This window comes from Azospirillum palustre, assembly GCF_002573965.1.
GTDB classification, from domain to species: Bacteria; Pseudomonadota; Alphaproteobacteria; order Azospirillales; family Azospirillaceae; genus Azospirillum; species Azospirillum palustre.
The window spans coordinates 766,232-789,918 of record NZ_PDKW01000040.1 but is presented as its reverse complement, the minus strand read 5'-3'; the positions used below and the strand labels follow the sequence as shown (position 1 = coordinate 789,918).

Annotated in this window: 21 protein-coding genes and 1 pseudogene; 9 read left to right on the top strand and 13 right to left on the bottom strand. The window is 67.8% G+C overall.

The features are described 5' to 3' along the window. Positions 1–153: 153 nt before the first annotated feature. From CRT60_RS13410 to CRT60_RS13400, 5 genes and pseudogenes are all read right to left on the bottom strand, one after another. A complete protein-coding gene (locus CRT60_RS13410; RefSeq protein WP_098736869.1) occupies positions 154–1,491 on the bottom strand; it encodes a solute carrier family 23 protein in 1,338 nt (445 codons plus the stop codon). A 459-nt stretch (positions 1,492–1,950) separates the two neighbouring features. After that, positions 1,951–2,196: a hypothetical protein gene (locus CRT60_RS36190; RefSeq protein ID WP_161958044.1), complete on the bottom strand. Its 246-nt coding sequence runs from the start codon at positions 2,194–2,196 to the stop codon at positions 1,951–1,953. 594 nt (positions 2,197–2,790) lie between these two features. After that, positions 2,791–3,051, bottom strand: a complete 261-nt coding sequence (locus CRT60_RS13405) for a DUF4926 domain-containing protein (protein WP_204561862.1) — start codon at positions 3,049–3,051, stop codon at positions 2,791–2,793. Between the two features lie 45 nt (positions 3,052–3,096). Then, positions 3,097–3,189 (bottom strand): annotated as a pseudogene (locus tag CRT60_RS37785) (IS1 family transposase); the annotation flags it as partial. A gap of 68 nt (positions 3,190–3,257) precedes the next feature. Further along, positions 3,258–3,449, bottom strand: a complete 192-nt coding sequence (locus CRT60_RS13400) for a hypothetical protein (RefSeq protein ID WP_098736868.1) — start codon at positions 3,447–3,449, stop codon at positions 3,258–3,260. A gap of 248 nt (positions 3,450–3,697) precedes the next feature. Here CRT60_RS13400 and CRT60_RS13395 point away from each other — a divergent pair, with 248 nt between their 5' ends. From CRT60_RS13395 to CRT60_RS13385, 3 genes are all read left to right on the top strand, one after another. After that, the gene (locus CRT60_RS13395) at positions 3,698–4,459 is read left to right on the top strand and encodes an alpha/beta hydrolase (RefSeq protein WP_098736867.1); all 762 of its coding nucleotides are present in this window, start codon (positions 3,698–3,700) and stop codon (positions 4,457–4,459) included. A gap of 4 nt (positions 4,460–4,463) precedes the next feature. Further along, entirely contained in the window at positions 4,464–5,627 is a 1,164-nt protein-coding gene (locus tag CRT60_RS13390; RefSeq protein WP_098736866.1) for an efflux RND transporter periplasmic adaptor subunit, read from the top strand. 88 nt (positions 5,628–5,715) lie between these two features. After that, complete coding sequence (locus CRT60_RS13385; RefSeq protein ID WP_098736865.1) at positions 5,716–8,904, top strand: efflux RND transporter permease subunit; 3,189 nt, start codon at positions 5,716–5,718, stop codon at positions 8,902–8,904. Positions 8,905–9,074: 170 nt separating this feature from the next. Here the strand turns inward: CRT60_RS13385 and CRT60_RS13380 are convergent, their stop codons facing one another. After that, on the bottom strand, positions 9,075–10,163 hold the full coding sequence (locus tag CRT60_RS13380) for a LacI family DNA-binding transcriptional regulator (RefSeq protein ID WP_098736864.1): 1,089 nt from the start codon (positions 10,161–10,163) through the stop codon (positions 9,075–9,077). Positions 10,164–10,305: 142 nt separating this feature from the next. Here CRT60_RS13380 and CRT60_RS13375 point away from each other — a divergent pair, with 142 nt between their 5' ends. Genes CRT60_RS13375 through CRT60_RS13355 form a run of 5 tightly spaced genes read left to right on the top strand, consistent with a single transcriptional unit; the run spans position 10,306 to position 16,481 of the window. Beyond that, on the top strand, positions 10,306–11,346 hold the full coding sequence (locus tag CRT60_RS13375) for a TRAP transporter substrate-binding protein (protein WP_098736863.1): 1,041 nt from the start codon (positions 10,306–10,308) through the stop codon (positions 11,344–11,346). A 49-nt stretch (positions 11,347–11,395) separates the two neighbouring features. Then, complete coding sequence (locus CRT60_RS13370) at positions 11,396–13,291, top strand: TRAP transporter large permease (protein ID WP_098736862.1); 1,896 nt, start codon at positions 11,396–11,398, stop codon at positions 13,289–13,291. A gap of 35 nt (positions 13,292–13,326) precedes the next feature. After that, complete coding sequence (locus tag CRT60_RS13365; RefSeq protein WP_098736861.1) at positions 13,327–13,866, top strand: VOC family protein; 540 nt, start codon at positions 13,327–13,329, stop codon at positions 13,864–13,866. Between the two features lie 12 nt (positions 13,867–13,878). Continuing rightward, the gene (locus CRT60_RS13360) at positions 13,879–15,159 is read left to right on the top strand and encodes a ribulose-bisphosphate carboxylase large subunit family protein (RefSeq protein ID WP_098736860.1); all 1,281 of its coding nucleotides are present in this window, start codon (positions 13,879–13,881) and stop codon (positions 15,157–15,159) included. Positions 15,160–15,164: 5 nt separating this feature from the next. Beyond that, positions 15,165–16,481 carry a four-carbon acid sugar kinase family protein gene (locus CRT60_RS13355; RefSeq protein ID WP_098736859.1) on the top strand — a complete coding sequence of 439 codons (1,317 nt, stop codon included), beginning with the start codon at positions 15,165–15,167 and terminating at the stop codon, positions 16,479–16,481. Positions 16,482–16,520: 39 nt separating this feature from the next. Here the strand turns inward: CRT60_RS13355 and CRT60_RS13350 are convergent, their stop codons facing one another. From CRT60_RS13350 to CRT60_RS13320, 7 genes are read right to left on the bottom strand one after another with little or no spacing between them, the layout of a single operon-like run. Further along, positions 16,521–16,868 (bottom strand): RidA family protein, encoded by a 348-nt coding sequence (locus tag CRT60_RS13350; protein WP_098736858.1) that lies wholly within the window; start codon positions 16,866–16,868, stop codon positions 16,521–16,523. Positions 16,869–16,921: 53 nt separating this feature from the next. Next, complete coding sequence (locus tag CRT60_RS13345; protein ID WP_098736857.1) at positions 16,922–17,686, bottom strand: transporter substrate-binding domain-containing protein; 765 nt, start codon at positions 17,684–17,686, stop codon at positions 16,922–16,924. 33 nt (positions 17,687–17,719) lie between these two features. Next, positions 17,720–18,067, bottom strand: coding sequence for a RidA family protein (locus CRT60_RS13340; RefSeq protein ID WP_098737035.1), 348 nt, complete (start codon positions 18,065–18,067; stop codon positions 17,720–17,722). Positions 18,068–18,086: 19 nt separating this feature from the next. Then, the gene (locus CRT60_RS13335) at positions 18,087–19,214 is read right to left on the bottom strand and encodes an NAD(P)/FAD-dependent oxidoreductase (RefSeq protein ID WP_098736856.1); all 1,128 of its coding nucleotides are present in this window, start codon (positions 19,212–19,214) and stop codon (positions 18,087–18,089) included. A 13-nt stretch (positions 19,215–19,227) separates the two neighbouring features. Next, positions 19,228–20,697 (bottom strand): FAD/NAD(P)-dependent oxidoreductase, encoded by a 1,470-nt coding sequence (locus tag CRT60_RS13330; RefSeq protein ID WP_098736855.1) that lies wholly within the window; start codon positions 20,695–20,697, stop codon positions 19,228–19,230. After that, on the bottom strand, positions 20,694–20,996 hold the full coding sequence (locus tag CRT60_RS13325; RefSeq protein ID WP_098736854.1) for a (2Fe-2S)-binding protein: 303 nt from the start codon (positions 20,994–20,996) through the stop codon (positions 20,694–20,696). The genes CRT60_RS13330 and CRT60_RS13325 overlap by 4 nt, the downstream gene beginning before the upstream one ends. Continuing rightward, complete coding sequence (locus tag CRT60_RS13320; RefSeq protein WP_098736853.1) at positions 20,977–22,110, bottom strand: NAD(P)/FAD-dependent oxidoreductase; 1,134 nt, start codon at positions 22,108–22,110, stop codon at positions 20,977–20,979. The genes CRT60_RS13325 and CRT60_RS13320 overlap by 20 nt, the downstream gene beginning before the upstream one ends. Before the next feature lie 543 nt (positions 22,111–22,653). Here CRT60_RS13320 and CRT60_RS13310 point away from each other — a divergent pair. Continuing rightward, positions 22,654–23,607, top strand: a complete 954-nt coding sequence (locus tag CRT60_RS13310) for a LysR substrate-binding domain-containing protein (protein ID WP_098736852.1) — start codon at positions 22,654–22,656, stop codon at positions 23,605–23,607. Positions 23,608–23,687: the final 80 nt, after the last annotated feature.

Below are 23,687 nucleotides of genomic sequence, written 5' to 3'. Positions count from 1 at the left end.
TCCGCAAGTGGGTGGACCAAATGCGGAGAGGGTATGGGACTTTAGTCCTTTAATGGAGAGTTTTTGTGAAAAGCCGGAGGCGGACACCGGGGAACGGGTGCGCCGCCGCTGTCGCCGGCAAGTGCCGGGAGAGCGGCGGCGCGGGACGCGCCGTCAGTGGAGCGTCGCGCCGTTCGACTGGGGGGCCGGGCCTGAGCCGGTGCGGACGGCCTCGCGCGCCCGCCCGATGCCGAGCAGCTGGTAGAGGCCGAGGGCGGCGATGGTGGCGGTGCCGATGCCACCGATGGAGAAGCCGCCGGCGGTGACGGTGAAGTTGCCGGCGCCGAGCACCAGCGTCACGCCGACGGTGATGAGGTTGCGCGGATCGGAGAAATCGACGCGGTTGTCGACCCACAGCCGCACCATCGCCGCGGCGATCAGGCCGAAGACGACGGTCGCCAGCCCGCCCAGCACCGGGGCCGGGATGGTCCGCAGCAGGGCGCCGAACTTCGGCGAGAAGCCCAGCAGGATGGCGGCGACAGCGGCGACGACGAAGATCAGGGTGGAGAAGACGCGGGTGACCGCCATCACGCCCATGTTCTCGACATAGGTGGTGACGCCGGTGCCGCCGCCGCTGCCCGAGACGATGGTGGCGATGCCGTCGCCGATGAAGCCGCGGCCGATGAAGCGGTCGAGGTTGCGCCCGGTCATCGCGCCGATGGCCTTGATGTGGCCGAGATTCTCGGCGACGAGGATGAAGGCGATGGGGGCGACCAGCGCCATGGCGCCGGCATCGAAGGTCGGCGTGCGGAAGGCCGGCATGCCGAACCAGGGGGCGGCGTCCAGCTCGGCGAAGCTGACTGGCGGCAGCAGGCCCATGCCGTTGGCGAGCACGAGATAGAAGACATAGCCGGCGGCGATGCCGACGAGGATCGACACCCGGCGGATGGCGAGCGGGGCGTAGACCGCGATGAGGGCGGTGGCGAGCAGCGTGAACAGGGCGACGAGGATGTGCGGACCGCTTCCCTCGATGCCTTTGACCGCGACCGGCGACAGGTTGAGGCCGATGGCCGCACCGACCGCACCGGTGACAGCCGGCGGCATCAGCCGCTCGATCCAGCTGGTACTGGTGTAGCTCACCAGCAGGCCGATCAGGACATAGACGGCACCGGCCGCGATGATGCCGCCGAGCGCCGGCCCGATGTTCGGGTTCGGCCCCTGGCCGCTGTAGCCGGTCACCGCGATCACCACGGCGATGAAGGAGAAGGAGGATCCCAGATAGCTCGGCACCCGCCCGGCGGTGAGCACGAGGAACAGCAGGGTGCCGATGCCGGAGAACAGCACCGCGAGGTTCGGATCGAACCCCATCAGCAGCGGCCCGAGGATGGTCGAGCCGGACATGGCGACGAGATGCTGGACGCCGAGCGTCAGGGTCGAGCCCCAGGGAAGGCGCTCGTCCGGCTGGACGACGGGGCCGGTCGCGAGCGGCCAGCGCGGGAAGAAATCTGCCATGGAAGGTCTGTCCGAAGAGGGGTGGAGCGGCAATGGTGCCGGTGGGATGTACGTCGCCCGCTTTTTGGCGTTTGCGGGGGCGTTGCGCCACATTTTTGTGCGAACTGTGGTGACTGAGGGGAGCGGGGCATAGCGAGGAATGGCCCAGCTCTGTCTCGCGGCTCAGCGCATCGTGTTTTCATCAAAGGCGGCGATGAGAGTTCCTCGGTCTGTAAAAGACGCGTCAGGGCGAGTAGCGGCAGCGCCGAAGGTTGGAGCTTTGCGCGAACGCTATAATGCGCCCCCATCGAATCAGGCGACGAGACCACTCTCCGTTAAGAGTGGGAAACGCTCATATCCAGCTTTGGGGCGCATCATACACATAACTTGGATCTCCAATACATTATGGATGCATAAGAAAATTCATTCATAAATATCATGTGCATAATTCAAGATTTTGTACATAACATTTGCGGCTCTTTACGAGTGAGGATTGATGTTATCCGCCCATTTACTTGCACATAAAAAACGCTCGGGGATTTCTGCTATCGCCTCACGAGGGCCAGAAACATCCCAAATATGCTCCCATCCGCCACTCGAATAATCTACGACCACCACCTGTCCGTTCCATCTTTTCAGCCATCTCTCGACCCAAGCGTAGTCAAAGGAAGGGACATCATAAGAGTCCATGGTGAATATTGTTGCATTGATAATTTCTTTCGTCACTAAACGACCCTCTTTTCTTGTAGCAATTCCTGAAGTATGCAATGTAACAATAATCAGAATTATTGCGAGCGACCGATCTGTCGCAAAATACTACATGATACCATCGAGCGTAAAGCCTGACACATCAGGCTTTACGCTCGCCCTCAATCGGCGGGCGCGGCCATCCGGCCGCTTGCCTTCGCAGGCATGGGCCTGCGGGGCCGCAGTCGCGGCCCTTACCGTCGAGCGTAAGTCAGAACTTACGCTCGACGGTATGACATATGTTCTCAGGCCATTGCCAGGTCCCGGATAATCTGATCACTTTCGTATAGTGACCCCAAGTTTCTGCCATTTAGCATGAACAGCCAGAGAGTTTAACCCATCAGATTCTCAACGTGCGATAACTCGTTGCGTTTGCTCCACACCGACAGGTAAGTCGCTGAACTATTTGGATTTCTGCCTTCGTGATTAGGCGCTCACCAACATGAATTGGCGTGCTTCTCAACGGCTCCGCATCGTTCTCCCCTTCATCCGTGCAAAAGTGGAGATGACGGAAGTCCCCAAACAGGAGCTTAGATTTCAAATATGGTCGCCCTGAACGTCGCCTTGTCGGCATCAGGCACGTGCATGTCGAATGGCGTCCGGCATAACGGTGGCGACGGCGTGGAAGGGTTTCGCGAACTCAACCTCGTAGGCGGCACCACCCCGGTATATGCCGACGACTGTTCCCACCGACCCGGCAGGCAGCACGCCGTCCTCGGGCTCCACCGGCTTGGACAGTTCCACCCGCGTAAGTTCCTCGATTGGCTCGTGCGCTCCGGTGTCAGTCGGGCGCTTTTGCGGATTCCACGTGGAGCGCTCCATGGGCACGGACATCACCACCTCCCCTGCCGGATAGCTGCTCTTATGGGACTCTGGAACATCGCCCTGGAGCTTGATGAACCGGGCATAGTCCACATCCCCGCCAAAGGCCCCCTCCACTGCTTCCAGATACGCTTTTTGCTCATCAACGGTTGTTCAGCCGGCTGCGCAGTCGCCCAACATCACGATGGCAGACTGCCCAGCGGGCCTTTAGGCAAGGCTCAATTCCCTGCCTGATTGCCGTCAGGCAACGGCTCTTTGACGACGTCTCCCGTCTCGATATCAATGATCTGCACGTCGTTATAGATGCCTTGTTGGCGGAGTTCGTTGGCCTTCTTGAGCGCACCTTCGAGAGTGTCCCGCTTCAGGCCCATAACGCCAACTTGAGAACTCCCCGTGATGTGATAGCGCATTTTCGCTTCCTCCACCGTTATGCTTTCCGTTGAGCATATAGGATCGTGCAGCCGGATGCGAATGCCCTTCACGCCGGGAGGACATCGGCCCGAATAGCCCATCCCCCACAAACAGCCACCGCCACCCTGCCGCGATTGTTCGTCCCGGCTGAATTCTGTTCCCAGCCGCAGCCGCTTTATCCCACCCGTGCACCTGCACATTATCGCTCTTGCCGCATTGCAGGAGGGGCGCTGGTCGCCGGATCGGGATGGAACGTTCACGCACGTCGCTGACGGTGGAGGGTCGCAAGGTTCCGCTGTGCCTGTTCAGGCCCGCGGTTGCCGGGCCGCTGCCCGGACTGCTGTATTTCCATGGCGGCGGCTTCACCTCCGGCTCCGTCGAGGAGGTGGAGATCACGGCGACGGCGCTGGCGGAGAGCATTCCGGCGCTGGTGGTGGCGGTCGGCTACGCGCTGGCTCCCGCCCATCCCTTTCCCGCCGCCATCGAGGATGCCCATGCGGCAGCGATGTGGCTGGCCGAGCGGGCCGGACCGCTGGGCGTCGCCGGCCACGATGCCGGCGGGCATGTCGCGGTGTCGCTGACCCTGCTCGCCCGCGACCGCGGCGGGCCGGAGATCGCGGCGCAGGCGCTGTTCGGGCCGATGCTCGATCCCAGCCTGACGCGGGTAGGAGATGGCGAGGGCAGCGTGACCGACTGCGCGCGCTGTTACCGCGCCTATCTGCCGGAGGCGGCGCTGCGGCTGCATCCCTATGCGGCACCGCTGGAATCGCGCCGGCTCGGCCGGTTGCCGCCGATCCTGATCGCCACGGCGCAGAACGACGTGCTGCGGCCGGAGGCGGAAAGCTATGCCGCCCGGCTGATCGATGCCGGGGTGCCGACCGAGGTCACCCGCTTCGCCGGGGTCAGCCATGCCGGCCTCGCCCACCACCCGCCGGCGCTGGCCGCCGCGGCCGATTTCTTCCGGCGCCGCCTGACCGGCGCTCCTCCCCATCCTTCGAGCCACAGGTAACGTCATGTCCCGCAAGACACTTTCCCTTCTGATCGCGGCCGGTGTTTCCGTGGCGGCGCTGACCGGCGCCGTCACCCTGCGAAGCCCGGCCGAAGCGCAAACGGCCTCGCCCGCGCCGCCGCCGGCCGAGGTCGATGTCGCCACCGTGCTGGCCCGGCCAGTGACGGACTGGCAGTCCTATTCCGGCCGGCTGGAGGCGGTCGACCGCGTCGACATCCGGCCGCAGGTGCCGGGAACCATCGTCGCCGTGCATTTCCGCAACGGCGCCCTGGTGAAACAGGGCGACGTGCTGTTCACCATCGACCCCCGCCCCTATGAGGCGGAGGTGGCGCGGGCCGAGGCACAGGTCGCCGCGGCGCAGGCGCGGGTGCGCTTCACCGTCGCCGACCTCGACCGCGCGCAGAAGCTGGTGCGCGACGACACCATCTCGCGCAGCACCATGGACCAGCGCGACAATGCCGCCCGCGAGGCGGCCGCCAACCTGAAGGCGGCGCAGGCGGCGCTGGACATCGCGCGGCTCAATCTCGGCTACACGCGGGTGACGGCGCCGGTGTCGGGCCGGGTGTCGCGGGCCGAACGGACGGTCGGCAATGTGGTGGCCGCCGGTGCCGCCGCCGAGCCGCTGACCACGCTGGTGTCGCAGTCGCCGATCTACGCGTCGTTCGACGTCGATGAGCAGACCTATCTGCGCCACATCGCGCCGATGCGCGATTCGGGCACGATCCCGGTGCGGCTCGGCCTCGCCAACGAGGAGGAGTATTCGCGGTCGGGCATGGTCGAGCATGTCGACAACCGGCTGGACAGCGTGTCCGGCACCATCCGCGTGCGCGCCCGCTTCGACAATGGCGACGGCACGCTGGTGCCGGGGCTCTATGCGCGGGTGAAGGTGGGGGGCACCAAGCCCTATGACGCGCTGCTGGTGGACGACCGCGCCATCGGCACCGACCAGGACAAGAAGTTCGTCCTGGTGGTGACGGCGGAGAACAAGGTGGAATACCGGCCGGTGAAGCTCGGCACCTTGCAGAACGGGCTGCGCGTGGTGACGGCGGGGCTGTCGGCCGGGGAGCAGGTGGTGGTCAACGGCATGCAGCACGCCCGGCCGGGCATGGCGGTGACGCCGAAGACGGTCGCCATGGGGACGGAGAAAACCCAGACGGCGGCCCGCTAAGACACGAACAAGACGGGCATGCGCCTTACCTAACCCTCCTCGCAAAACGCGGGGAGGGATGGGGAGCGTGCAGCCTGGGAGACCCCAGATGAACATCTCGAAATTCTTCATCGACAGGCCGATCTTTGCCGGCGTGCTGTCGGTGGCGCTGTTCCTGGCGGGGGCCATCGCGGTCTTCCGCCTGCCGATTTCCGAATATCCGGAGGTGGTGCCGCCATCCGTCGTGGTGCGCGCGCAGTTCCCCGGCGCCAACCCCAAGGTCATCGCCGAGACCGTCGCCTCGCCGTTGGAGGAGCAGATCAACGGCGTCGAAGGCATGCTCTACATGCAGTCGCAGGCCAACAGCGACGGCAACCTGGCGCTGACGGTGACCTTCAAGCTGGGCACCGACCCGGACAAGGCGCAGCAGCTGGTGCAGAACCGCGTGGCGCAGGCGATGCCGCGGCTGCCGGCCGACGTGCAGCGGCTGGGCGTCGCAACGGTGAAAAGCTCGCCGACGCTGACCATGGTCGTGCATCTGCTGTCGCCCAACGACCGCTATGACATGACGTATCTGCGCAACTACGCGGTGCTGAACGTCAAGGACCGGCTGACCCGCATCTCCGGCGTCGGCGAGGTGCAGGTCTGGGGGGCCGGCGACTATGCCATGCGGGTGTGGCTCGACCCCGGCAAGGTGGCGCAGCGCGGGCTGACCGCGACCGACGTGGTCAATTCCATCCGCGAGCAGAATGTCCAGGTGGCGGCCGGCGTGATCGGCGCCTCGCCCTCGCTGCCCGACGTGCAGATGCAGCTGTCGATCAACGCGCGCGGCCGGCTGAAGACCGCCGACGAGTTCGGCGACATCGTGCTGAAGACCGGCGATGAGGGCGGCGTCACCCGGCTGCGCGACGTGGCGCGGGTGGAGCTGGCCGCGGCCCAGTATGGGCTGCGCTCTCTGCTCGACAACAAGCCGGCGGTGGCGCTCGGCATCACCCAGACGCCGGACGCCAACGCGCTCGCCATCTCCGACGAGGTGCGCAAGGTGATGGCGGAGCTGAAGGGCGACATGCCCGACGGCGTCGACTACTCCATCGTCTACGACCCGACGCAGTTCGTCCGCTCCTCCATCGAGGCCGTCGTCCACACGCTGCTGGAAGCGGTGGCGCTGGTCGTGCTGGTGGTGATCGTCTTCCTGCAAACCTGGCGGGCGTCGATCATCCCGCTGCTGGCGGTGCCGATCTCAATCGTCGGCACCTTCTCGCTGCTGCTGGCCTTCGGCTTCTCGATCAACGCGCTGTCGCTGTTCGGCATGGTGCTGGCCATCGGCATCGTGGTGGACGACGCCATCGTCGTGGTCGAGAATGTCGAGCGCAACATCGCCTCCGGCCTGTCGGCCCGCGACGCCACCATCCGCGCCATGCAGGAGGTCAGCGGCCCGATCATCGCGATTGCGCTGACCCTGGTCGCCGTCTTCGTGCCGCTGGCGGCGATGACCGGTCTGACCGGCGAGTTCTACAAGCAGTTCGCGATGACCATCGCGATCTCCACCGTGATCTCCGCCTTCAACTCGCTGACGCTGTCGCCGGCCCTGGCGGCGGTGCTGCTGCGCGGCCATGACGAACCGCAGGACTGGCTGACCCGCGCGATGAACCGGGTGTTCGGCGGCTTCTTCCGGCTGTTCAACCGGGTGTTCCACCGGGCGTCGGAGGGCTACGGCCGCGGCGTCGGCGGGGTGGTGCGGCGCAAGGGCGTGATGCTGGCGGTCTATGCTCTGCTGATCGGCGCCACGGTGCTGCTCGGCCGCTCGGTGCCGTCGGGCTTCGTGCCGATGCAGGACAAGGAGTATCTGATCAGCTTCGCCCAGCTTCCCAACGGCGCCTCGCTCGACCGCACGGAGGCGGTGATCCGCGAGATGACCGACATCGCGCTGAAGCGCCCCGGCGTGCAGAGCGCCGTCGCCTTCCCCGGCCTGTCGGTCAACGGCTTCACCAACTCGTCCAGCGCCGGCATCGTCTTCGTCACGCTGAAGCCCTTCGCCGAACGCAAGGATCCGTCGCTGTCGGCCGGCGCCATCGCCATGGATTTGCAGCAGCGCTATGCCGGGCTGAAGGAGGCCTTCGTCGCCATCTTCCCGCCGCCGCCGGTGATGGGGCTGGGCCAGCTCGGCGGCTTCAAGATGCAGCTGGAGGACCGCGGGAACCTTGGGTACGAGGCGCTGAGCGAGGCGGTGAACGCCTTCGTCAAGCGCGCCGCGCAGACGCCGGAGCTGGGGCCGACCTTCTCCGCCTACCAGATCAACGTGCCGCAGCTGGACGTCGATCTCGACCGGGTGAAGGCCAAGCAGCTGGGCGTCAACGTCGCCGACGTGTTCGACACCATGCAGATCTATCTGGGTTCGCTCTACGTCAACGACTTCAACGCCTTCGGCCGCGTCTACCAGGTGCGGGTACAGGCCGACGCGCCCTTCCGCGACACCGCCGACGACATCGGCGTGCTGAAGACCCGCAACGCGGCGGGGACCATGGTGCCGCTGTCGTCGCTGGTCACGGTGCAGCCGGGCTACGGGCCGGAGATGGTGGTGCGCTACAACGGCTTCACCGCCGCCGACGTCAATGGCGGGCCGGCGCCCGGCTTCTCGTCGGGACAGGCGGAAGCGGCGGCGGAGCGCATCGCGGCCGAGGTGCTGCCGCGCGGCGTCAAGCTGGAATGGACCGACCTGACCTATCAGAAGATCCTGGTCGGCAATGCGGGCCTCTGGGTCTTCCCGATCAGCGTGCTGCTGGTGTTCCTGGTGCTGGCGGCGCAGTACGAGAGCCTGACCCTGCCGCTCGCCATCCTGCTGATCGTGCCGATGAGCGTGCTGTCCGCCCTGTTCGGGGTGTGGCTGACCGGGGGCGACAACAACATCTTCACGCAGATCGGCTTCATGGTGCTGGTCGGGCTGTCGGCGAAGAACGCCATCCTGATCGTCGAGTTCGCGCGGGAACTGGAGCATGAGGGGCGCGGCGTGGTGCAGGCGGCCATCGAGGCGAGCCGGCTGCGGCTGCGGCCGATCCTGATGACCTCCATCGCCTTCATCATGGGCGTGGTGCCGCTGGTCACCTCCAGCGGGGCCGGTGCCGAGATGCGGCACGCCATGGGTGTGGCGGTGTTCGCCGGCATGATCGGCGTGACGCTGTTCGGTCTGGTGCTGACCCCGGTGTTCTACGTGCTGCTGCGCAAGCTGGCCGGGGCGGAGCGCCGGGTGGAAGCGCCGGCGGAAGGCGGGGTGCCGCCGGCGGAGTGGAAGATGGGGTGATGACGAGAGGCTAACACTCCCTCTCCCCCCCGGGGAGAGGGTCGGGGTGAGGGGGATGCATGGGGTGGATTCTTGGGGATCCTCGCTGTGCGTCCCCCTCACCCTAACCCTCTCCCCGGGGGGGAGAGGGGATTATTCCCGGGGCGGGAGAGGGCGTTTATCCGATTTCCTCATTCGTCCGGCAGCATGTTCTTCGGCAGGTTTTCGCGGAAGATCACTTCCGCCCTTGGGCTTTCCACCGCCTGCATGGGCGGCCGGCCGGCGCGCAGGTTGGTGAAGATGCCGACGCAGGCCGACAGGGTGTTGCGCGGGTCCTGGGTGATCACCGCGTCCAGCGCCCCGTCGATCAGCAGGCCTCTGGTCTCGGTGGTCAGGCCGTGGGTGATGAAGACCATCTCGCGCTCGCGCCGCGTCTCCTTCAGCGCGCGGGCCACGCCCTCCGCCCCGCCGCCGATGTTGTAGACCCCGGCAAGGTCGGGATGCAGGCCCAGCAGCATGCGGGTCTGGCGGTAGCTCTTCCCCTCGTCGTCATGGCCTTCGCGCAGCCCCACAACCTCGATGTCGGGGGCGATCTCCTTCAGGACATGGAGGAAACCCATCTCGCGGTCCTCATGCGCGCGGTAGCTGAGGCTGCCGGCGATCATCGCGACCTTGGCCTGGCGGTGTTTCAAAAAACGCGCGATCAGGTAGCCGGCGGTGCGGCCGGCCGCACGGTTGTCCAGCCCAACATAGCCGGCGCGCCGGCAGTTCAGGATGTCGGAGATCAGCGTCACGCTCGGCACATTGCGGTCGGCCAGCGCGTCCACCGCCTCGCGCACCGCCGGATGCTCCAGCGCCATGAAGGCGACGCCGTCGGCGCGGCGGCCATGCTGGAACAGGCTGCGCGCCAGCAGTTCCGGATTGAAGCTCCGGATGAACTCCACCTGCGCCTTCACCCCGTGCGGGGCGAGCATGGCGTCGGCACGCCGGATCATCTCGCCCAGCCCGGTCAGGAAGCGGTTGTTGCCGGCGGGCAGCAGGAAGGACAGCCGCATCGGCTTCTGACCCGCCGCGGCATGGAGGTCGCCGTCGGGCAGATAGTCCAGCTCCGCCGCCGCCTTCAGCACCCGCTGCACGGTGGCGGCGCGCACCCCCGGCCGGTTGTTCAGCACGCGGTCCACCGTGGCGGTGGAGACACCCGCAGCCTGCGCGATGTCGACCACCCGCGGCAGGCTGCGGGGTCCGGCGGCAATTTCCGGATCGTCCTTCGTCGAGACCATCAAAAACCATCAATTTCGGTGTTTGACACTTGTCGGCGCTGGACATACCGTCCATCCAACAATCATCAATTGACATCAGATCACATCAGAAACGCAAGGCCGGAAACAGCAACGTCGGCCGGTAATCCATGGGAGGTTTGAAATGACCAGTCTGAGCCGCCGCACGATGCTGAAGGCCATCGCCGCCACCCCCGCCGCCATTCCGGCGATCGGTGCCGCCGGCGCCGTCATCGGCATGCCGCACATCGCGCGCGCCGCCGAGTTCGAGCTGAAATATGGCAACAACCTGCCGCTGAGCCATCCGCTGAACGTCCGCGCCAACGAGGCGGCGGAGCGGATCGCCAAGGAATCCAACGGCAAGGCCGTGGTCAAGATCTTCCCGAACAACCAGCTTGGCGGCGACACCGACATGCTGTCCCAGGTGCGCAGCGGCGGCCTGACCTTCTTCACGCCGTCGGCGCTGGTGATCGCCACGCTGGTTCCGGTCGCCGCGATCAACGCGGTCGGCTTCGCCTTCTCCGACTACGATCAGGTCTGGAAGGCGATGGACGGCAAGCTGGGCGCCCATGTCCGCGAAGCCATCTCCAAGGTCGGGCTCTATGCCTTCGACAAGATGTGGGACAACGGCTTCCGCCAGATGACCAGCGGCGACAAGGCGATCAATTCCGCCGCCGACATGAACGGGCTGAAGATCCGCGTGCCGGTCAGCCCGCTCAGCATCGCCATGTTCAAGGGGCTGGGCGCCGCCCCGGCCAGCCTGCAGTTCAGCGAGGTCTATTCGTCGCTGCAGACCCGGATCGTCGATGCGCAGGAGAACCCGCTGCCGATCATCCAGGTCGCCAAGCTGTACGAGGTGCAGAAGTTCTGCTCGCTGTCGAACCACATCTGGGACGGCTTCTGGTTCATCGCCAACGGCCGCGCCTGGAAGGGCCTGCCGGCGGACATGCAGACCATCGTCGCCAACGCCATCAACGATGCCGGCGTGGCCCAGCGCGGCGACATCAAGGCGCTGAACCAGTCGGTCAAGGCCGACCTGGAATCGAAGGGGCTGACCTTCAACCAGCCCTCGCCCGACAGCTTCCGCGCCAAGCTGCGCGACGCCGGTTTCTACGGCGAATGGAAGGGCCGCTTCGGCGACGAGGCCTGGGGCCTGCTGGAAGAAGCGGTCGGCAAGCTCGCCTGACCGCAGCCGCAGTCCATTCAGGTCTTCCCGCATGAAGGAACATCCCGCCATGTCCCACATGTCCGAGCCGGTCCACGGCTTCGCCGAGGCTCCCGGCACTCTGGGTGCCGGCGGCGGCTCGCTGCTGCGCAGGATCGACCACGGCCTGTCCGTCGGGGTCGAGGTCGTGGCGGGCCTTCTGGTGCTGGTCGAGATCGTCGTCCTGCTGGCCGGCGTCACCGCCCGCTACCTGTTCCACACCCCGCTGGTGTGGTCGGACGAGCTGGCCTCCATCCTGTTCCTGTGGCTGTCGATGCTGGGCGCCGTGGTGGCGCTGCGCCGGGGCGAGCATATGCGGATGACCGGGCTGGTCAGCCGCGTCGGCCCGCAGGCGCGCAGCCTCTTGGAATGCATCGCCATCACCGCCCCCATCGCCTTCCTGACGCTGGTGCTCTACCACGCCGTCGATTACGCGATGGAGGAGCAGTTCATCACCACCCCGGCGATGGAGATTTCCAACGCGTGGCGGGCGTCCGCCCTGCCGGTCGGGCTGGGGCTGATGCTGGTGGCCGCCCTGTTCCGCCTGCTGCGCGTCGCCCGGCCCCTGACCGTGCTGGCGGCGGCGCTGGTGACCGGCGCCATCGTCGCCGGCTTCTGGGTCGCCGGGCCGATGCTGAAGCCGCTGGGGCAGCTGAACCTCGTCATCTTCTTCGTCGGGCTGGTCGCCGCCAACGTCTTCGCCGGCGTGCCCATCGCCTTCTCCTTCGCGCTCGCCACCTTCTCCTATCTGGCGCTGACCACCTCGACGCCGCTCCTGGTGATGGTCGGCCGGTTGGACGAGGGGATGAGCCACCTGATCCTGCTGGCGGTGCCGCTGTTCGTCTTCCTCGGCCTCTTGATCGAGATGACCGGCATGGCCCGGGCCATGATCCAGTTTCTCGCCAGCCTGCTCGGCCATGTGCGCGGCGGCCTGTCCTATGTGCTGATCGGCGCGATGTATCTGGTCTCCGGCATCTCCGGATCGAAGATCGCCGACATGGCGGCCATCGCCCCGGTGCTGTTCCCGGAGATGAAGAAGCGCGGCGCCCCTCCGGGCGATCTGGTGGCGCTGCTGTCGGCGACTGGCGCGCAGACCGAGACCATCCCGCCCAGCATCGTGCTGATCACCATCGGGTCGGTCACCGGCGTGTCCATCGCGGCACTCTTCACCGGCGGCATGCTGCCGGGCGTGGTGCTGGGCGCCTGCCTGTGCTTCGTGGTCTGGCGGCGCTACCGCAACGAGGATCTGAGCCATGTCGAGCGCACCGCCGGCCGCGAGATCGCCCGGCTCGCCATGGTGGCCTTGCCCGCCATCGCCCTGCCCTTCGTCATCCGCGCCGCGGTGGTCGAGGGCATCGCGACGGCGACCGAGGTGTCGACCATCGGCATCGCCTATTCCACCGTGGTCGGGCTGCTGATCTACCGCCAGTTCGACTGGCGCCGGCTGAAGCCGATGCTGATCGAGACGGCGTCGCTGACCGGGGCCATCATCTTCATCGTCGGCTGCGCCACCTCGATGGCCTGGGGCCTGACACAGTCCGGCTTCTCCTCCGATCTGGCGCGCTTCATGGCCGGCATCCCCGGTGGCGCCTACGGCTTCCTCGCCATCTCCATCGTCGCTTTCATCATCCTGGGCAGCGTTCTGGAGGGCATCCCCGCCATCGTCCTGTTCGGACCGCTGCTGTTCCCCATCGCCCGCGCGGCCGGGGTGCATGAGGTCCACTATGCGATGGTCGTCATCTTCGCCATGGGCATCGGCCTGTTCGCCCCACCCTTCGGCGTCGGTTACTACGGCGCCTGCGCCATCAGCAAGGTCAACCCCGACGACGGTCTGAAGCACATCTGGGGCTATGTCGGCGCTCTGCTGGTCGGGCTGGTGATCGTCGCCGCCATTCCCTGGATTTCGACCGGCTTCCTGGCCCGTTAAAGCCACCCGTTTTCCTCTTATTCGGAGTTCCCTCAATGAGCCGATTCTTCGGCCAGATCCGTCAGGCTGGCTACGTCGTGCGCGACATCGAAGCCGCCATGGACTATTGGAGCCGCACGCTCGGCATCGGGCCCTGGTTCTACAACGAGCGGGTTCCGATCCGGAACTACAGCTACCGCGGCGAATCCTACGAGGTTCACAATTCGGTGGCGCTGGCCAACTCCGGCCCGTTGCAGATGGAGCTGATCCAGACCCGCAACGACGCGCCGTCGATGTACCGCGACTTCCTCCAGGCCGGAAACACCGGGCTGCAGCATGTCGCCTACTGGACCGAGGATTACGACGCCGATCTGGAGCGTCTGCTGGCGCAGGGCTTCAAGCCGGTGATGAGCGGCGAGGTCGGCGAGAAGGGCCGCTTCATCTATTTCGACACCGAATACCACCCCGGCACGGTGATCGAGCTGTCCGAGGTCGCCGGGCCGAAGGGCAAGATGTTCGACCTGATCCGCGAGGCGTCGGTGGGCTGGGACGGCAGCGACCCGGTGCGGCCGTTCCCGGACCTGAGCAAGCTGTAAGGGGCGGCCGACATGCACGCCGACCGCATCGAAGCCACATACCTGATCGAAACCCCCCTCGCCCCGGCCAAGGTGGCCGAGGTGATGGCGGGCGAACAGTCCTGCGGCACCTTCACCCGCGTCCATGGCGAGACCGACGATTTGCGCGCCCGCGCCCGCGCCATCGTCGAATCGGTGGAGAAGCTGGACGTCGCCGAGACCCCTGCCCTGCCGAACACCTGGCTGGAGCGGCAGCGCAACCCAGGGCCCTGGCAGCGGGCGCGCGTCACCATCTCCTTCCCGACCGCCAACATCGGCGCCAACCTGCCGACGCTGGCGGCGACGGTCGCCGGCAACCTCTATGATTTGGGCGAGGTGACGGGGCTGCGGCTGGAGAGCTTGCGCCTCCCGCAGGCCTACCGCGCGCAGTTCGACCTGCCGCGCCACGGCGTCGCCGGCACGAGGCGGCTGACCGGGGTGGCGGACGGGCCGCTGGTCGGCTCGATCATCAAGCCGAATGTCGGGCTGTCGGCCGAAGAGACCGGCGATCTGGTCGGCACGCTGTGCGCCGCCGGGCTGGACTTCATCAAGGACGACGAGATCTGCGCCGATCCGGCCCATGCGCCGCTGGCCCAGCGCATCCCGGCGGTGATGGACCGGGTGCGCCGCCACCAGGACCGCACCGGCAAGCATGTGATGGTCGCTTTCAACATCACCGACGAGACCGACGCCATGCGCCGCCACGCCGATCTGGTGGAGCGCGAAGGCGGGTCCTGCATCATGGTCAGCCTGAACTGGTGCGGTTATTCGGCGGTGCAGACCTTGCGCCGGCACAGCGGGCTGGCGCTGCACGGCCACCGCAACGGCTTCGGCGCTTTGTCGCGCCATCCGCTGCTGGGCATCGGCTTCGACGCCTATCAGGCGCTGTGGCGGCTGGCCGGGGTGGACCACATGCATGTCCATGGGCTGAACGGCAAGTTCGCCCAGCCCGACGACGAGGTGATCGAGGGGGCGCGGGCCTGTCTGGCGCCGCTGGCGGCAGATGCGGCGGACGCGTCGGATGCCGTGATGCCGGCCTTTTCCTCCGGGCAATGGGCCGGCACGGTGCCGGTCACCTGGGAGGCGGTGGGGACCGCCGATCTGATGTTCATGTCCGGCGGCGGCATCATGGCCCATCCCGACGGTCCGGCGGCCGGCGTGCGGAGCATCCGGCAGGCCTGGGACGCCGTGCGGGCCGGGCGCACGCTCGACGAAGCGGCGGCGGGGCAGCCGGAGCTGCGGCGGTCGCTCGACTTCTTCGGAAAGAAGGGCTGAGGACGATGGCGGCGACTCCCCGACTGGGCTGGTACGGCGACGACTTCACCGGGGCGACCGACACGCTGGCCGCCTTGGCGAAGGCCGGGCAGCGGGCGCTGCTGTTCCTCGACGTGCCGGACGTCGCCCGGTTGGGGGAAGCCCAGATGGACGCCGGGGGGCCGCTCGATGCGGTGGGCATCGCCGGGGCGGCGCGCAGCATGGCGCCGGACGCCATGCGGGCGGAGCTGGAGCCGGTCGGCCGCTTCTTCGCCGCACTCGGCGTGGCGGTGATGCATTACAAATGCTGCTCCACCTTCGACAGCGCGGCCCAAGTCGGCAGCATCGGCGAAGCGGTGCGGACGCTGGCGCCGCATTTTCCCAACCGCTTCCGGCCGGTGGTGGGCGGGCAGCCGAACATCGGGCGCTATTGCCTGTTCAGCACCTTGTTCGCGGCGGCGGGCACCGGTGGGATGGTCCATCGCATCGACCGCCACCCGACGATGAGCGTCCATCCCGTCACCCCGATGGCGGAGGCCGACCTGCGCCGGCATCTGGCCGCGCAGGGGCTGTGGGGGATGGCGGCGCTGCATTTCCCGGAGTACGGGCTGGACGGCGATGGGCTCGACCGGCTGATGGAGCGGTTGCTGGCGGAGGGGCCGTCGGCGCTGCTGCTGGACGTGGCGCGGGCCGAGGATCTGGCGGTTGTCGGGCGGCTGATCTGGCAGCGGGCGGTGAGCGAGCCTCTGCTGGCGGTCGGGCCGAGCAGCGTGGCGCAGGCGCTGGTCGCGCATTGGAACGCCGGGTCCGACGCTTCAGTGACGGAAGAGACGCCGCTGGCCGCGGCGGACAGGCCGGTGTTCCTGATGGCGGGCAGCCTGTCGCCAGTGACGCGGCGGCAGATCGAGGCGGCGGGCTCCTACACGCGCATCCAGGGCGATGCGGCGGCGCTGTGCGGCGATCCCGGCTATGCGGAAACTTTGTTGGGAGAGGTGGCAGCGTCGCTGGCGGCCGGGCGCCACACGCTGGTGTGGACGGCCCCGGCAGAGGCCGGGACGGCGGACACCGCCCAGGCCGGGCGGGTCGCGGCGGCGACGGCGGAGTTCGTCGCGGCGGTGCTGCGGCGGGTGCCCGTGCGCCGGGTCGGCATTGCCGGCGGCGACACATCCAGCCTCGCGGTGCGGGCGCTGGGCTGCTGGGGCCTGTCCTACCGCTGCACGCTGGCGCCGGGCGTCACCGTCAGCCGCACCCATGCCGACGACCCTTCGGTCGATGGGCTGGAACTGATGCTGAAAGGCGGGCAGATGGGCGGCGAGGATCTGTTCGAGCGCTTGCTGGGGTAGCCCTCTCCCCGAGGGGAGAGGGAACCTTGCAGCCCCCGATCAGACGGCGGCGGTGACGACCACTTCGATCAGGATTTCCGGCTTGCCGAGATCGGCGACGCCGATGGTGGCGCGGGCCGGCAGGTCGTTGCCGTCCAGCCAGGACAGCCACGCGTCGTTCATCTCGTCCTTCAGGCCCATGTTCGTGATGAACAGCTGGGCGGACAGCAGCTTGGTCTTGTCGCTGCCGGCCAGCGCCAGCACCTGGTCGAGCTTGCCGCAGATCTGCGTGACCTGGCCGCCCATGCCGACGCTGACGTCGTCGGCGATGATGCCGCCGAGATAGGCCGTGCCGTTGTTGACGACGACGCGGTGCATGATCTTGGTCTTCTCGATGCGCTTGATCACGGGGAACTGCTCCTTGGTTTTTTGAAAGAACTCTGGGGTTTTTTGAAAAGAACTCAGGGGGTGATGGAGAAATCGACGTAGCGGGCGGCGATGCGCGCCAGCGTGCCGTCCTGCACGACCGCGCGGATCGCCTCGTCGAAGGACTGCTTCAGGCCAGTGTCCTCCTTGCGCAGGCCGACGCCGATGCCGGGGCCGAACACCTCGGCGTCGATCACCGGCTGGCCGACCAGCTTGACCGACTTGCCGCCGTCGCCCTTCACCCAGTCGGACGCGGTGGCGCCGGTGGTGATGGCGGCGTCGAGCCGCCCGGCCTTCAGGTCGGCCAGCAGGTTGGACGCGGTGTCGTAGGTCTTCAGCGTCGCGTCGCTGCCGAGATGCTTCTCGACATAGCGGGAATGGGTGGTGGAGACCTGGGCGCCGATGGTCTTGCCGCGCAGGCTGGCCGGCGAGCCGTCGATGGTCGAGTTGGCCGGCGCCACGAAATAGGCCGGCACCACCATGTAGGGGGTGGAGAAGCCGATGGCCTTCGCCCGCTCCGGCGTGATGTTCATCGTCGCCATGATGGCGTCGTACTTCTTCGCCAGCAGGCCCGGAATGATGCCGTCCCATTCCTGCGCCACGACGGTGCAGGGACGCTTCATCCGCTCGCACAGGGCCTGCGCGAGGTCGACCTCCAGCCCCGCCACCTTGCCGTCGGGCTGGGTGAAGTTGAAGGGCGGATAGGCGCCTTCGGTGGCGATGCGGATCTCCTGCGCGGCGGCGACACCGCCGGACGCAAGCAAGAGGAGGGCGGCAACGCCCGTGACGAGGCGCTTCATGGCAGGCTCCGGAAGTGGCGAAGATGGGTGGGGTTAGAGGCCCGCGACGACCACGATCTCGACCAGGATCGACGGGTCGGCCAGGCGGGCCTCGACCGTCGCGCGGGCGGGCGGGTTGGCCTTGTCGACCCAGGCGTCCCAGGCGGCGTTCATCTCGGGGAAGGTGGCGATGTCGGCGAGATAGACCGTGGCGGTCAGGAGGTTGCTCTTCGACGTGCCGGCCTCGGCCAGCAAATTGTCGATCTGGCGCAGCACGTCGCGGGTCTGCGCCTCCACATCGGTGGAGCCGTCGTCGACGATCTGGCCGGCGAGATAGACGGTGTCCTTGTGGATGACCATGTCGCAGAGGCGCGGGGTCAGGTGGAAGCGCTGGATCGTCACGATGGGATGCTCCAAAGGGTCAGGCGGCGAAGCGGCCGATGCTGAACGGGGCGATGGGCAGGTCGGTGGACCCGCCCGTGATCAGGTCGGCGGTGATGCGCCCGACAATAGGGCCAAGCTGGAAGCCGTGCGCGGAGAAACCGAAGGAATGGTAGAGGTCCGGCTCGGTACCGCTGGGGCCGATCACCGGGATCTGATCCGGCATCCGCGCCTCGATCCCCGCCCAGGAGCGGACGATGGTGGCGCCGCGCATGCACGGGAACAGGTCCCACACCGTGCGGGCATTGACCGACACCTGCGAGAAGTCCAGCTCCGTCCGGTTCTCGTCGCGCACCGCCCGGCCGAGCAGCCCGCCGCCGATCAGCACGGTCCCGTTGGGGAACTGCTTGAAGGACAGGGTGCGGCCGGTGGCGCCGACCACCGGCTTGATGAAGGGGGCGACGCGGGCGGTGATCATCAGCATGGGTGCGATGACCTCCAGCGGCACCGGTTCGCCCACCTGCGCGGCAATGCGGTCGGCCCAGGCGCCGGCGGCGTTCACCACCACCGGGGCCTCGAAGCGGGCACCATCGGCGGTCTCGACGGTCCACAGGCCGCCCTGGCGGGACAGCCGCGTCACCGCCCCGCCCTCCTGGAAGCGGGCGCCGAGCGCGATGGCCTTGCGGCGGAAGGCGAAGGTGGTGCGGAAGGGGATCGCCGCGCCATCGCCGCGCGACACCAGGGCACCGACGCAGTGATCGGCGATGGCCGGCACCAGCGCGCGCAGCTCGTCCTGCCCGATCACCTCCTCGTGGGTGAAGCCCAGCGCGTTGAGTTCGGCGACGCGGTCGTGCGAGGTTGCCAGCTCCGCCTCGCTCTCCGCCACCTTGATCTGGCCGTGGCTTTCGAAGCCGCAATCGTCGTCCACCAGATCCCGGATGCCGTGCCACAGCGCCATCGAGGCGACGGTCAGCGGCACCTCGGCGACATGGCGGCCGAGCTGGCGCACGCCGCCCGCATTGACGCCGGAGGCGTGGCGGGCGACATGGTCCTTCTCCAGCACCAGCACGCGGATGCCGCGCATCGACAGGTGCAACGCCGCGGAGCAGCCGTGCAGGCCGCCGCCGATGACGATGACGTCTGGTTTGAACGAGGCGGTCGCGGTCATCGGGCGCCTCCGGTCAGTGCTTGAACACGGCGTCGATGTCGGCGTCGGTCTTCGGCAGGGCCGCCAGCTCGGCCAGCGTGATCGGCTTCACCGGCGGGCGCAGCCGGTAATAGCCGACCTCTGCCGGGGAAACGCCGCGCTCCGCCGCGATGACCTCGGTCACCGTCGGGCCGCAGAGGCGGCCCTGGCACGGCCCCATGCCGCAGCGCAGAAAGCTCTTGGCCTGATTGGGACCAGAACAGCCGAGCCGCACCGCCTCGCGCACCGCACCGGCGGTGATCTCCTCGCAGCGGCAGACGATGGTGTCGTCGGCCGGCGCGCGGAAGGCTTCCGCCGGGGTGTAGAGCGTGTCGAGGAAGGCGCGGCCGGTCAGCGCGCGGTCGAGTGCTGCGCGGACCGGAGCGGCGGACTGGTCGCGCTGTTCGCGTCCGATGCGGCCCAGCCGGTGCAGGGCGTCAAGTGCCGCCAAGCGGCCGGCCTCCTCCGCCGCGCGGGCGCCGCCGATGCCGGCGCCGTCACCGGCCAGCGACACGCCCTCCACCGAGGTGGCGCCCCATTCGTCGGTGGTCGGACGCCAGCAGCGCTGCTGCTCGTCCCAGCGCTGGGCGCAGCCGGTGGCGTTGGCGAGGTTCAGGTTGGGGACGACGCCGTGATGCAGCAGCAGCGTGTCGGCGGGCAGCCGGTGCTCGGTGCCGTTGCGGGTGTAGACGACGCTCTTGAGGGCGCCCTCATCCCCGATGGCACCTTCGGCGCGGAGTGCGGTGACGTTGCCGATGACGGTCAGCTTGCGCCGCACGTCGAGCATCAGCTTCATGCCCTTACCGAGATAGGGCGAGCGCAGGAAGCCGGGCAGCAGCGGCAGGGCGGCGCGCCAGTTCTCCTTCGGCGTGGTGTCAAGGATGGCGTCGATCCGCGCGCCGGCCTGGAGATACTGCCAGGCGAGAAGCCAGAGCAGCGGGCCGCTGCCCGCCATCACCGTGGCACCCGACGGCACGAGGCCGGAGGTCTTCAGCAGCACCTGCGCCGCACCGGCGCCCAGCACGCCCGGCAGGGTCCATCCGGGGATCGGGAAGGGCCGCTCCAGCGCGCCGGTCGCCAGGATGACGTGGCGCACGGTCAGCATCGCCGCCGACCCGTTGCGCGACAGGCCGATCTGGATCGGGCGCTGCCCGTCGGCCGCGTCCTCACGGGGACGGGCGACGCTCCACACGATGGTGCCCGGCCAGTGGACGGCACCGCTGTCGCGCAACGGACCCAGCAGCTCGGCACCATGCCAATAGTCGGGGCCGAGCACCTTGCGGTCGCGCACAGGCGTCTCGGTGACGGCGCGGTAAATCTGGCCGCCGGGCTCCGCCTGCTCGTCGAGCAGGACGACCGAGGCGCCCTTGGAGGCGGCGAGAGCGGCGGCGGCGAGGCCGGCCGGACCGGAGCCGACGACGGCGATGTCGAAATCGAAGTCGAACTTGGGGTTGGGGGCGCTCATCGCTCCACCTCGCGCTTGCCGTTCTGGGTTTCCACCGCCATGCCGGGGGCCACGCGCACCTGACAGCCCTGGCGGTTGCCGGTGCCGTCGATGGTGACGAGGCAGTCGTAGCAGACGCCCATCATGCAGTAGGGACCGCGCGGCGCGCCGCTGACGGCCGTGGTGCGGCAGGCGGTGACGCCGTTCGCCAGCAGGGCGGCGGTGACGCTGTCGCCGGCCCGCGCGCTGGCCGGACGGCCGTCGATGGTGAAGGAAACCGTGTGGCTGGCGGTTTCGATCTCAGGCAGCCTGCGGAACATGGAACCTCCGGGCGCTGAAGGGCGTGAAGCTGTCGCCGAGGCCGCCGGCCGCGATCAGCGGCGCCAGCGTCAGCGCATGGTTGGCGGCAAGGGTGACGCCGCTGTGGCAGGTGGCGACGAAGGCGCCGGGTGCCGTCTTCGATTCCTCGTAGATCGGGAAGCCGTCCGGCGTCAGCACGCGCAAGGCCGCCCAGCTCCGCACCACGTTCAGCTTGCCCAGCAGCGGGAAGAAGCGAATGGCGCGCTCTGCGATGGCCGACGACACGCCGGGCTGGAGCGTGGTGTCGAAGCCGGCCTCCTCGAAGCTGTCGCCGATCATCACCCCGCCCTCGTCGGTCTGGCGGACATAGACGGTGGGGTGGTGCAGGAAGGGCGCGGTCTTCTCGGTGACGATGACATGGCCGCGCTGCGGACGGACGGGGGCCGACAGACCGACCATCGGCGCCAGCCGCGCGCTGTCATGGCCGGCGGCCAGCACGATCTTGCCGGCGCGGACTTCGCCGCCTGCCGTGCTCATGTGGAAGCCGCCGTCGCGATGCTCGATGCGCTCGACCCGGTGGTTGGGCCGGTAATCGACGCCCAGCAGGCCGATGCCCTTGTGCAGGGTGCGCAGGAGCCGCAGCGAGTTGCAATGGCCGTCCAGCGGGCAATAGGTGCCGCCGACCACGTCGGGTCCGATGAAGGGCAGTTCCTTGCGCAGCGTCTCGCGGTCCATCACCTCGTAGGGGTAACGGATCATGTCGGGCTGGTTGTGCAGCCGCATCATGGTGTTGGCGCGGGCCTGCAGATCCTCTTCCGACAGCATCGGCATGAAGCCGCCGGGACGGCGGTAGGCGACGTCCAGCCCGGTCTGTTCGCGCAGCAGGTCGGCGAAGCCGCTCCAGTCGTCGGAGGACTTCTTGGTCCAGCCGGCATATTCCGGCATGCCAAGGCCCTTGCCCTGCACCCAGACCAGGGCAAAGTTGCCGCGCGACGGCCGCACGGCGATGTCGCCCTCGTCCAGCATGGCGACCTTCTGGCCGGCACGGGCGAGGCCCCAGGCCAGCGCCGATCCGACCAGCCCGCCGCCGATCACGGCGACGTCGTATTCTCCGCCCCGACTGGGCTGCGTCATCGTCTCCACTCCCGCCGCCGCCGCACCGTTTCCCGTGCGCATCGGCCGCCGCATTTATCGTGTGGCGCGCATCGCCGCATCCGGCACCCGCATACAGTGTCGAATATTTGACGATACGCCGTAAATCTTTGAGGTCGCGCCGGATCTGCCGGCGTTACACATGGATGTATTGCAAACCGCAGGGTTTTCTTTGCCGAGACGCCGGGAGATTCTGGCCGGAGACACCCGGCCGTTCCCGTGATCCTTGCGACAGCATCGGCAGCCAACCTATAACTGTCAAATCAGATCGAAGGGGTGTTTCATGACTGAATGTTATGATTCGGTGGGGTGTGGTCTCCCTCTTCCCCCCGGGGAGAGGGTCGGGGTGAGGGGGAGGCATTGCGTGGCGCTCCCGAGAATCCTCGCTATGCGTCCCCCTCACCCTAACCCTCTCCCCGCTTTCGGCGGATCTTCGATCCGCCTGTCGCGTCAGCGCAAACTTCGTTTGCGCGTGAGCGGGGGGGAGAGGGGATTGTGTCCGCTTTGGGCAAAGGGGCGGGCGCCATGATCAATCCGCGCCAGATCGAGGCCTTCCGCGCCGTCATGCTGACCGGCGGCATCACCGCGGCGGCGGAGCTGCTGAACATCTCGCAGCCGGCGGTCAGCCGCCTGATCGGCGACCTGCAATATGCGCTGAAGCTGACGCTGTTCGAACGGCGCGGCCCGCGCATCGCCCCGACCAGCGAGGCGATCTCGCTCTATCAGGTGGTCGACCGCGCCTTCGTCGGGCTGGAACTGATCGAGCAGACGGCGCGCGACCTGACCGCGCGGCGCAGCGGGGCGCTGCGGGTGGCGGCGATGCCGGCGCTGGGGGTGGGGTTCCTGCCGCGCTATGTCGCGCGCTTCCTCAGCGACCGGCCGCGGGTGGACATCGCGCTGCGCGGCAGCACCTCGCCGATCATTCTGGACTGGGTGGCGACCGGCCAGTGCGAGCTTGGGTTCGCCCACACTCCCATCGACCATGCGGCGGTGCTGACCGAGAAGATCCACGGGATTCCCGCCGTCGCCATCCTGCCGCCCGGCCATCCTCTGGCCGCCAAAGACGTGCTGGCACCGAAGGATTTCGAGGGGGAGAGCTTCATTTCCACCAGCCCGCCGGCCCTGCTGCGCTCCCGCATCGACACCATCTTCGCCGATCATGACGTGGCGCGGCTGATGCGGGTGGAAACCCAGCTGACGATGAACGCCTGCGCCATGGTGGCGGCCGGCTACGGCATGTCGATCGTCGACCCCTTCACCGCCCAGGATTACGTGCCGCACGGGCTGGTCGTCCGCCCGTTCGAGCCGCGCATCGGCTTCGACATCGCCATCCTGCGCTCCGCCCAGGTGCCGCTGTCGATGATCGCCGAGGACTTCCTGGCCGGCTTCCTGGAGGAGGCGACCCGCTTCCGCGACAGTTTTCTCGGGATCGGCGGCACCGGAAACCCCGCTCAACTCGTTCGCAGCACGGAATTATAACATTAGCGGATGAATGATGGCGGGAATTCGATTTGACGGTTATGTGACTGCACCATCACCCTTGGTCCATGTCCTGGGCG